Raw genomic sequence first — 9946 nt, forward strand, 5'->3', positions numbered from 1 at the left:
GATGTGATGGTTGTCGTCTCGCCGGCAACCGGCATCGACCCTGCGGTTGCCGCCGTCGTCGGCATGACGTCGCTTGCCGTCGGTGTCGTCGGCGGTCCGCTGACGATGACCTTCTTGGCGCTGGAATCGACCCGCGACCTGACGCTGACCGGCGTCGTGCTTGCGGCCTCGATCATGTCGGCGATCCTGGTGCGCGAGACCTTCGGCTACTCGTTCTCGACATGGCGCTTTCATCTGCGCGGCGAGACCATTCGCAGCGCCCACGATGTCGGCTGGATGCGTAGCCTCACCGTCGGTTCGATGATGCGCAAGGACATCAAGACCATCTATGCTTCGACGACGCTGGCGGCCTTCCGCAAGGAGGTGCCGCTCGGTTCAGCCCAGCGCGTCATCGCTGTCGATGCGGGCGATCACTATGTCGGCGTGCTGATCGTGGCCGAACTGCACAGCGATCCCTCCGATGGCGAGGTGCCGGTGCGCGATCTTGCCAAGTACAAGGACGCGGTGCTGGTGCCGAGCATGAACGTACAGGCCGCCGCCGAGACGTTCCAGCGCGCCGGCGCCGAAGAACTCGCCGTGGTCGAGGATTTCACCGACCATATCGTGCTGGGGCTGTTGACCGAAGGCCATTTGATGCGGCGCTACGCCGAGGAACTCGACAAGGCGCGCCGGGACCTGTCGGGCGAGGGTTAGCGGGCAAGGGGTCCCGGACTCAGTGCTCAATAGGTCCTTTGGCCATCACAAGCGCCGTGCCGGCGGTTGTCGGGCGTTCGATCATGCGCCGCACGCGGGGCGGCTCGTCGCCGCTGTGCAGCGCCCGCACACGTTCGCCGATGACGGCGTCGGCATGGGTGATGCGTCCGTTGTGGCGCACATATTCGATCCAGGTCGGCGTGTGGTAGTGCTCGATCCATATGGTGGGATTCTCGAGATCGCGCGCCAGCGTCCAGTTGCGTGCGCCGTCACGACGGCGGATGCGGCCCCGTTCTGCCATGATGGCGAGGAATTCCGGTTCGTCCTCGTGGCGGATCACATACTCGATCATGATGGCGATGGGACCACTGCGCGGCTTCAGGTCGAGCGCCAAATGCGGTTCCTTGAAGCGATTGAGTGGGTCGAGGTTGAGCACCTGCTGTTGCGGTAGCGGGAGCAAAAGACCGATGGCGCCGCCGGCCAGCATAGCGATGCTGGCGGCGATCAGCGCGGTTTCGGCGCCATGCGCATCGGCGACGACGCCCCAGATCCAGCTGCCGAGCGCGATGCCGCCGAAGGTCGCCGTCTGGTAGACCGATAGCACCCGGCCGACCACCCAGCGCGGTGTCGCCATCTGCACCGTGACGTTGAAATGCGAAAGCGCGATCACCCAGCAAGCGCCGCCGACAAGCAGGCCGAGCGATGTCTGCCAGGCATGATGGCTGACGGCGGCATTGAAGGCGCAGAAGGCGAAGCCGGCGAACGCACAACGCACCATCGTCTCGCTGGACAGCAACTGCCGCAGCCTGACGCTGATCAAGGCGCCGCCGACAGCGCCGATGCCGAAGGAGCCGAGCATGATGCCGTAGGTCAGCGCATCGCCCTTGACGACGTCGCGCGCCACCAGCGGCAGCAGTGCCAGGACCGCGCCGGCACTGAAGCCGAAAGCGGCGCCCCTGACCAGCACCTTGCCGATGTTGGGCGACATGGCGACATAGCGCAGGCCTGCGCCCATGGCGGCACCCAGCGACTCGCGCGGCAAGGTCGATACCGGCACGTCCGGCTTCCAGCGCGCCAGCACGACGATCAGGCCGATATAGCTCACCGCGTTCGCCGCGAAGGCGGCCGCCGCACCGGCAGCGGCGACGATGATGCCGCCGATCGCCGGGCCGACGCTGCGGGTCAGGTTGAAGCCCAGGGAATTGAGCGCGACGGCGGCCGGCACCTTGTTGCGAGGGACGATGTCGCCGACGGAGGCCTGCCATGACGGGTTGTTGAGCGCCGTGCCGCTGTCGATCAGGAAGGTGAAGGCAAGCAGCGTCCACGGCGTCATCAGGCCGGAATAGGTGAATAGGGTCAGAAGCACCGACACGACCAGCATGAAGGTCTGGGCGACCAGCATCACCTTGCGCCGGTCGAAACTGTCGGCGATGGCGCCGGCGACGAGCGCAAACAGCATGATCGGCAAGGTGGTCGATGCCTGGACCAGGGCCACCTGATAGGGCGAGGTGGCGATCGTGGTCATCATCCACGCGGCGCCGACGCCCTGGATCAGGCCGCCGAAATTCGAGACGAGACTTGCACCCCACACGGCGCGGAAAATGCCGTGCCGGAAGGGCGCTAGCGCCGAGACGCCCTCGCTTTCCGGCTTTTCGTCAATCATCGGGGGTTCCCTGCCATGTCGTGCCGATTCGTCAGACGATCCGTTTGCTCAGACCATTTGCCGAAAGTAGGGCATGGCGCCGCAAAGGGCGAATGTCTTTCGAAAAAGCTCATGGTCCAACAATGGGATAGGTGAGGTCCACGCCCTATCTGCCGCCAAATCCGAGGGCATGCGTCGATCAACGTGCGTCACGGACCGCGGCATGCAGGGCTTCGGTGAGCTGGCTCGTGGTGTCGCCGCCAACATGCAGACGAAGGAAAAGCTCCATGCCCACCAGCCGCAGCCGCGATGGCTGGTCGCGCCTCGCCAGGTCGATGAGGTCGTCGACCGAGGATGAAGACCACTTCATGGCGTCGCGCAGAAGACCACCGCGCAGCATGCCCTGCGTGCCGGCGGTGAAGGTGCCAGACACCTCGAAACCGATCTTTCGGGCTTGGACATTCTGCGGCGGAATGTGTTTTTCCGCGACTCTCTTCAACAGCCACTTTCCTTGCTTCTGGCGGTATTTGTGCCGCCTCGGCAGGTGGATGGCGAAGTCGATCAGCCGGTTTTCGAGAAACGGCACCCTCAGTTCGACGGACGCTGCCATGCTTAGCCGGTCATGCCTGTTCAGCAGGTCCTGCAGGTGCGAATACATGTCCTGGAGGCAACAGCCGAGGAAGGCGCGGTCGCCGGGCGATGCCACCGGTTCCAGCCGGTCGAAGATCCTCGTTTGCAGAAAGTTCAGTTCCGGCGACAGCGCCCTGAGCACGACGTTGCGATCCCAGCCATGGGCTGAGCCGATCGATGTCCGGAAGGGGGCCTGGCGCTGGCGCTCGAACCTCATGGCAAGCCGGCGCTTCGACCGAAACAGCCGCCCGGGCCACGACCAGGGCCGCCACAATCTCATGCTGGCCACCTGCCAGCCATAGCCGCCAAACAGTTCGTCGGCACCTTCGCCGGTAAGCAGCACCTTGACGCCGTCGGTCCGGCATTGCTCGGCAAGTGCCAGCAGGCCAACATGGCTTGCATGCCAGCCATCGCTTTCCAGGTGCCAGACGGCTCTTGGCCACAATTCGAGAAAGCGGTCCTTGTCGACCGGCACCCTGTGCAGGGTCGCCGGCGTGACGGGCGGTGCGTTCGGCATCGTCGGCTTCGCTGTGGCCGACGCGCGGGTCGACGACATAGGCTGATATCTCGGGCCTGAACCGTTTCGCCAGCGTGGTGACGAGGCCGGAATCGACGCCACCGCTGCAAGCCGCCGCGAGGCTGGTGTCGGCGATGCAGTGGAGTTCGACACTGTCCCGTATCAACGACCCCAGCGTTGCCATGTGCTCGGCGTCGGTGGCCCTGTCGTTGGCGATGCGGGCCGCGTCGAGGACGTCGAGGACGTGCCAGAAGCAGCGTTTCTCGATGCCGGCATCGCTGATCTTCCACAGGCCTGCCGGCGGCAGCCGCTCAATTCCCTGGAACAGGCTGAAGCTCGAGTCGCGGCTCTGCCAGGCGAGGCGCAAGGTGATCTCGCGGGCATCGACGTCGCGCGCAACGCCATCGCAGGTCAGGATCGCCTTGTCCTCGGAGGCGAACAGGATCCGGTCGCCCGTCTCGGCCACCGACATCGGCTTGATGCCGAGGCGGTCGCGCGCAAGCCACAAGGCGCCGGTCCGCGCGTCGAAATAGGCCAGGGAAAACATGCCGTCGAACAGCGGAATGGCCTTGTCCGGGCCCCAGTGGTGCAAGGCCTCGAGAACCACCTCGGTGTCGGAGACTGTTCGAAAGACCCGGCCTTCCGCTTGCAGCGCGTCGCGCAGGAACCGGTAATTGTAGACCTCGCCATTGTAGACCAGCACGCCCTGGCCGCAGGCGGTGAGCATCGGCTCGCGCGCCGCGGCCGAGAGATCGATGATCGAGAGCCGCCGGTGCCCCAGGGCGAGCCTTCTGTCGTTCCATGTGGCATGGTCGTCGGGACCACGGTGCACGAGCGCCTGCATCATGCGGCCAACGTCGGCGAGGTCGCCGCCGGCGATCGGGTTCCGCTTGCGCCAGACCCCGGCTATGCCGCACATGGTCCGGTTGATCTGGCCTGGTTCATGGGCTTCCGCGAAGACATCGATGCAAATGCGGTGACATCAGACCAGCGACTGCCTTGCCGGATGGCACGATGGCAATCTAACCGGAAGCCAGCCGCCTGCAAGCGGTGCCTGCGTTTTCGCAAGCGCGCTTCAGAACCCGTTCTGGATGCGCTCGAAGATGACGTTGGTGAAGGCCGATATCTGGCTGCCGATGAAGGGGCCGGTCAGCGCCACCACCAGCATGATGGCGACGATCTTCGGCACGAAGGTCAAGGTGATCTCCTGGACCTGCGTCAGCGCCTGGATGAGGGCGATGCCGATGCCGACCACCATGGCGACCAGCACCACCGGTGCGGACGCGGTGAGCACCGTCCACACCGCGTACTGGACAATGTCGAGAGCGTCGGCCTCGTTCATGGGACTGGCTCTCTGTCGAAAGCGTCAGCTCACTGCCTTGACCGAGACGCCCGGGCCGACCGCGACTTCGGTGCCGTTCTGCAGCACGGCGATCAGGCCGCTACTGGCGAGGCGCACCGACGCCACCGTGCCCGTCGTCTTGCCGTCGGCGGAAGTTATCGAGCGCCCGATCAGTGCGTCGGCCTGCGACAGTGCCGAGGACTGCATGATCTGGCCGAGCTTGGTGTTGGTCTGCACCGATTGCTCGACCTGCGAGAAGGTGGCGAGCTGGGCGACATACTGCGTCGAATCCATCGGCTTGGTCGGATCCTGGTTCTTCATCTCGGCGATCAGAAGCTTCAGGAAGGACTGGTAGTCGACCGCTGTCTTCGAAGTCGACGCGGTGGCCTGGTTGGCGCCGTTCGGTATCGTCGTCGTCATGTCCACGTTCATCAGTATCGTGCTCCCACAGCCAGCGGGCGCTCGGCACCCGGAACGTCGTCATTGCCACCCAACGCGCGGCGTTCGAGCGGATAAAGCGCGCGAATTGCCTTCAGCGCCTCGTAGATATGGTCCTCGCCGACCATGCGGTCGATCTGTTTCAGCGCAGCGCAGATCTGGGTGTCCTCGAAGCTTGCCAGCAGCAGTGGCAGCGAACGGCGGAACATATCGCGCGCCCCAGCCGCACCGGCCGGGTTCATCAGCATGACCTGCAGGATGAAATACAGCTGTTTGAGGGGTGTCGAGGCGTCGTCGGCCTGGATGACGTGGCTTTCGAGCAGGAACTGGACGTCGTTCATCAATTCGACGGTGACTTTGCGGTCGACCCGGATGACGGCGCCGTTGATGTAGATCTTCTCGTTCGGCTTCAGCGATATCTTCAGCGTGTTGGTCATTGAATGCCGTCCCTAATGATCTGGGACACCTCGATCAGCCCTTCGAAATTGTTGGTGCGACCCTGGCGAATGTCTTCCGCCTCGCGCAGCAGCCACAGGCCGATGGAAATGAGGTTGGCGCGCAGCTCCTTGGGCAGGGCGTTGTCGCTGGAACCGAGATCCTCGACGAAGGCGGTCCAGACGCGGTTGGTGAAATGAAGCGCCTCGATCGCCTCCATCGAACCGTGGCCGGCCGCCGCCGCCGCCGCCAGCATGTCGATCGAGCGGGTCAGGAGTTCCCGCTCGCGGTCCTTCGCGTCGGCAACGGAGGTGCTCTGGATGTCGGCGTAGGAGAATTGGTACATCGTTGGGGCTCTACCGTTCCGTTAAGCGTTGTCAGGTCAGGTAATTCAACAGGCTGAGCTGCTGAAGGCGTGCGGTCAGCGCAAAAGACGTTTCGATGTGTTGGGTCAGGTCGGCGACGCGGGTCGCGGCTTCGGCCGGATCGACGCCTTCCAGATCGAGAATGTGCCTTTCGAAGAGGTCGACCTGCGTTTTCATCCGGTCGTTTGCATCGGAAACCCGCTTCTGGACGATACCGGTCTCGGATTGAATCTGGGCAATGCCGCTCAGCGCTTCGCCGACCAGCAACGTGGAGCGGCTGACGACAGTGTTCTTCGCGGCCTGGCTGATGTTGCTGGACATCAGGCTGGCGACCATGGCTGCCGCCATTGCGAGCTTCTGGATGCCATCGCTGTTGGCGCTGGTCGAGGTCGGGGTGGTCTCGTTGAGGGCGATGCGGCTGACGATCTGTTGGTCGGTGGCGTTCGACCAGTTGCCTTGCCAGCCCGCGCCCGTGAACTGCGGCGCGACATCATTCGTGATGAAATCGTCCATCTGGGCAGCCGTGATGTTGGCCGCGGCCGGGTCGTCCTGGGTGAAGCCGAAATTGGCGACGAAAGCGGCGTCGAATGCCGCCTTGGCCGGAGAGCCGGCAGCCATGAAGTCGTTGATCGGCTTGACGTCGGTGTTGGTGCCGGCGAACAGATATTCGCCGTTGACGCTGGTGTTGAGGATCGATGTCAGCTGCTGGATGGTTGCCTTGCCGGAGTCCCGGGTGAGACTGTTGGAAGAATCGCTTGATGAGGCGGTGGTCAGGCTGGACAGCAAGGTCTGCGCGGCGCCGGAGAGCTGTCCAAGCGAGGTCTGCGTCGAGGAGAGCCGGGCGCCGACCAGGCCGTTGGAATCGATGATGACGTTGAGCCGATCAAGATCGCGCTGGAAGGTGACGGCCTGGGTGGTGCGCCCACCGAGAGCCAGACCGACGTCGGCGACCCGGCCCGTCGAGGATTCTTTCGTGGCTTTGACGAGTTCGGCCTGCATGCGCATCTGCTGGGAGCGCATGGCATTCGAGATGGCGGCCGACGAGACTGAAGTCATGGAGTTATCCCACCGCGTTGAGCAAGGCCGTCATCATGTCGTCGACGGTTTTCATCATCCGGGCCGATGCCTGATAGGTGTGTTCGAGGTCGAGCAGCAGCGACATTTCCTGGTCGACATTGACGCCGGTCGCGTTGGACAGCGCCTCGGCGCTGCGCGATGCCAGTGCTTCCTTGGCGTCGGAGGCGGTCGAAGCCTGCTGGCGCACGCCCTCGAGCCAGCCGATCGAATTGGCCGCGTAGTCGGAAACGCTGGACGTCGCCGAAACCCCGGCGGCGGGGTCGAAAGTCATCGGCTGGTCGAGCCGGTCGCCATAGGCAACCAGAAGGATGGAATAGGATGCGCCGCCGCCGGTGTTGGCGACATAGGCGGCACCATTGGCGCCGCCGTCGCGCAGCAGCGTCGGATTGCCGCCGCTGCTCGGGTCCATCGCCGCATTGACGCTGATGGACGCGGCAAGGCCGTTGACCAGCGTGCCCGCGGCCGGGATGGCCGGCGCCCCCGACCAGGTGAACAGGCCGGCGGCATTGGGCATCGAAGGTGCGGTCTCGGCAAAGGCGGTGATCAGGCCGCGCGCGGTCTCGTCGAGCTGGCTCTGCATCGTCGAGGCGACGCCGTCGCGCAATTGCAGCAGGCCGGCAAGCGTGCCGCTGGCGCTGGTGTTGCCGCCGGCTCCCGCCGAGATCGGCACATTGTCGATGTAGACGGCATTGCCGGCCGCACCCGCGGTGTAGCCGGCGGATGCCGCGAAGGTGACCGTGCGCGGTATCGTCTCGAACAATGTCGTGCCGTCGCCGGTGGTGATGACCATGTCATTGTCGCCACGCGTGAAGGTCGACACCGGGACATAGTTCGAAATCTTCTTCAAAAGCGCGTCGCGCTGGTCGAGCGCGTCGGAAACGTCGGTGCCGGAACGGGTTCCGGACATGACCGCCGTGTTGGCATCCTGGAATTGGCTGAGCAGCGAGTTCAGGTCGTCGACGGCCGTGGCGATCTGGCCGTCGGTCTGGGTGCGGAAATCCTGGACGGCCTTGGAGCCCTCATTCAGCGAGCGCACGACCTGCTTGGCCGCGTCTATGACGGAGGCGCCGAGGTTCTGGTTGGACGGCGAGGTGGCGTAGAGCTGCAGAGCCTTCTGCAGGTCGGCAATCGCGGTCGAGGGCGAGGACGCATTGTCGACGCCATTGACCGCAACGCCCAGTTGATCCATGCCGCTGTAGAGGGCGTTCTGGCCGCTCCAGGCCGACAGCGCGCCGAGGTTCTGGCGGAACAGTAGGTCGTTGGTGGCGCGCTGGATATCAACCGAACGCGCGCCCGGCGCCGTGCTGGTGACGACGGCCTGACGGCGCGAATAGTCCGGGTTGGAGGCGTCGGCGACGTTGCGCGAGACGACGCTGGTCTGTCGCGCGGTGTTCATAAGCGCCGACTGGGCGATACTCAATGCGGTAGACAGTGACATGCGGGTCTTTCGCGGGCGGCGCCCGTTTTATCGCTTCAGGTTGACAAGGACGTCCATCAGATCGGAACCGGTCTGGAAGACTTTCGAATTGGCGGTGTAGCTGCGCTGCGCCGCGATCATGTTGGTCAGTTCTTCGGCGATATCGACGTTGGAATTCTCGAGCGCGCCGGAGATGATGGAGCCGAGCTTGCCTTCATTGGCAAAGCCGACCCGGACCGCGCCGGATTCGGTGCCCTGCGAGTAGACGTTGCCGGGCAGCGCGGTGAGCTGGTCCGGGCTCTGCACGTCGGCCAGCGGAATCTTGTAGAGCGGCTTGGTGGAACCGTCCTTGTACTGCGCGTAGATGGTGCCGTCCTTGCTGATCTGGACCTTGTCGATGGTGCTCGGCGCGTTGCCGTTGACCTGGGCGTCGGAAACGGTGAAGCCGGCGCCGAGCTGGGTCAGCGCCGACAGATCGAGCGTAAAGGCGGCGCCATTGGGCACGGTCAGGCCGACGCTGTCGACGGCGCCGGTGAGCTTGCCAGTGGTGGTATCGAAAGTCAGGTTGGCCGAGCCCAGCGCGCCGCCGGTGTAGGGGAACGCTGTTCCGGGCGTGGCCTGCGACTGGTCGAAGACCGCGACCTGCCAGGTGCCGGCGCCTGTGTTGGTGAAATAGACGTCGAGCAGCTTCTTGTTGCCGAGGTTGTCATAGGCAACCATCGAGGATTTCGAGGTGTACTGTGCGCCGACAGCATTGGTGGTGGGCAGATTAGCGGCAGCGACCGGTGTCGCGCCTGCCGGCAGGTTGCCGGCATAGCTACCCTCGGTGCTCGGTGTTGCGGTCATGCCCTGATCGGAGATGACAACCGGGACCAATCCTTCGAAGCCGTTGACCGTCGCCGCCGGCACGCCATTGTCGTAGCTATAGGCCATCAGCTGGAAGCCAGCCGAGTTGACCAGCCTGCCCTGTCCATCGGGAACGAAGGCGCCGGCGCGGGTCAGGTAGGGCGTGCCGCTTGGATCCTGAACGACAAAGAAGCCATCGCCGCTGACGGCAAGATCGGAGACCGAGGTCGTGTACTGAAGGACGCCCGGATCGCTGACCGCCTGACGGATCGTCGTGGTGACGCCGCCGGAATTGTAGGCACCACCCGTCGACGGCATGACCAGCGTCGAGAATTCGGCGGAGGATCGCTTGTAACCGGTGGTGTCGGAATTGGCGATGTTGTCGGCGACCGTCGATAGGCGGTTTGCCTGCGCGTTCATGCCGGAAACGCCGGTCCGCATCATTCCATAGAGGCTCATCGAAACGTCTCCGCTGTGTCCATGCCACTGGCTACGAGGCTACGCGTGTTTTCTTGCGCGAGGCTGGCGCGGCGCTGCATCAGAA

The 9946-nt window shown here is 64.4% G+C and carries 10 protein-coding genes and 1 pseudogene; 1 reads left to right on the forward strand and 10 read right to left on the reverse strand.

All coding sequences use genetic code 11. From position 1 onward, the window contains the following. Positions 1–693, forward strand: a 693-nt coding sequence (locus tag EN935_RS10705) for a CBS domain-containing protein (protein ID WP_164771077.1), incomplete at its 5' end; no start/stop codon positions are given. A gap of 19 nt (positions 694–712) precedes the next feature. Here the strand turns inward: EN935_RS10705 and EN935_RS10710 are convergent. From EN935_RS10710 to EN935_RS10755, 10 genes and pseudogenes are all read right to left on the reverse strand, one after another. Further along, entirely contained in the window at positions 713–2356 is a 1644-nt protein-coding gene (locus tag EN935_RS10710; RefSeq protein ID WP_127264803.1) for an MFS transporter, read from the reverse strand. 178 nt (positions 2357–2534) lie between these two features. Beyond that, a complete protein-coding gene (locus tag EN935_RS42760; protein WP_127264804.1) occupies positions 2535–3521 on the reverse strand; it encodes an asparagine synthase C-terminal domain-containing protein in 987 nt (328 codons plus the stop codon). Next, a pseudogene (locus EN935_RS42765) lies at positions 3466–4401 on the reverse strand (asparagine synthetase B); the annotation flags it as partial. The gene EN935_RS42760 and the pseudogene EN935_RS42765, both read right to left, overlap by 56 nt. 156 nt (positions 4402–4557) lie before the next feature. Beyond that, positions 4558–4824, reverse strand: a complete 267-nt coding sequence (fliQ, locus tag EN935_RS10725) for a flagellar biosynthesis protein FliQ (protein ID WP_023761707.1) — start codon at positions 4822–4824, stop codon at positions 4558–4560. A gap of 24 nt (positions 4825–4848) precedes the next feature. After that, a complete protein-coding gene (flgD, locus tag EN935_RS10730) occupies positions 4849–5256 on the reverse strand; it encodes a flagellar hook assembly protein FlgD (protein ID WP_127264806.1) in 408 nt (135 codons plus the stop codon). Further along, positions 5256–5699: a flagellar biosynthesis repressor FlbT gene (gene flbT / locus EN935_RS10735; RefSeq protein ID WP_109659360.1), complete on the reverse strand. Its 444-nt coding sequence runs from the start codon at positions 5697–5699 to the stop codon at positions 5256–5258. The genes flgD and flbT overlap by 1 nt, the downstream gene beginning before the upstream one ends. Beyond that, a complete protein-coding gene (flaF, locus tag EN935_RS10740) occupies positions 5696–6043 on the reverse strand; it encodes a flagellar biosynthesis regulator FlaF (RefSeq protein WP_109659362.1) in 348 nt (115 codons plus the stop codon). Before flaF ends, flbT begins: the two co-directional genes overlap by 4 nt. A gap of 31 nt (positions 6044–6074) precedes the next feature. After that, positions 6075–7118: a flagellar hook-associated family protein gene (locus EN935_RS10745; protein ID WP_109659364.1), complete on the reverse strand. Its 1044-nt coding sequence runs from the start codon at positions 7116–7118 to the stop codon at positions 6075–6077. A gap of 4 nt (positions 7119–7122) precedes the next feature. Then, entirely contained in the window at positions 7123–8577 is a 1455-nt protein-coding gene (flgK, locus tag EN935_RS10750) for a flagellar hook-associated protein FlgK (protein WP_127264807.1), read from the reverse strand. A gap of 27 nt (positions 8578–8604) precedes the next feature. After that, positions 8605–9861 (reverse strand): flagellar hook protein FlgE, encoded by a 1257-nt coding sequence (locus EN935_RS10755; RefSeq protein ID WP_109659369.1) that lies wholly within the window; start codon positions 9859–9861, stop codon positions 8605–8607. Positions 9862–9946 lie beyond the last annotated feature (85 nt).

The organism is Mesorhizobium sp. M7D.F.Ca.US.004.03.1.1 (assembly GCF_003998635.1).
Lineage (GTDB): Bacteria > Pseudomonadota > Alphaproteobacteria > Rhizobiales > Rhizobiaceae > Mesorhizobium > Mesorhizobium loti.

Excerpts from the sequence above, each read along its gene's own strand:
- EN935_RS10710 (WP_127264803.1), bottom strand. The coding sequence starts at position 2,356 with ATGATTGACGAAAAGCCGGAAAGCGAGGGCGTCTCGGCGCTAGCGCCC.
- EN935_RS42760 (WP_127264804.1), bottom strand. The coding sequence starts at position 3,521 with ATGTCGTCGACCCGCGCGTCGGCCACAGCGAAGCCGACGATGCCGAAC.
- fliQ (WP_023761707.1), bottom strand. The coding sequence starts at position 4,824 with ATGAACGAGGCCGACGCTCTCGACATTGTCCAGTACGCGGTGTGGACG.
- flgD (WP_127264806.1), bottom strand. The coding sequence starts at position 5,256 with ATGAACGTGGACATGACGACGACGATACCGAACGGCGCCAACCAGGCC.
- flbT (WP_109659360.1), bottom strand. The coding sequence starts at position 5,699 with ATGACCAACACGCTGAAGATATCGCTGAAGCCGAACGAGAAGATCTAC.
- flaF (WP_109659362.1), bottom strand. The coding sequence starts at position 6,043 with ATGTACCAATTCTCCTACGCCGACATCCAGAGCACCTCCGTTGCCGAC.
- EN935_RS10745 (WP_109659364.1), bottom strand. The coding sequence starts at position 7,118 with ATGACTTCAGTCTCGTCGGCCGCCATCTCGAATGCCATGCGCTCCCAG.
- flgK (WP_127264807.1), bottom strand. The coding sequence starts at position 8,577 with ATGTCACTGTCTACCGCATTGAGTATCGCCCAGTCGGCGCTTATGAAC.
- EN935_RS10755 (WP_109659369.1), bottom strand. The coding sequence starts at position 9,861 with ATGAGCCTCTATGGAATGATGCGGACCGGCGTTTCCGGCATGAACGCG.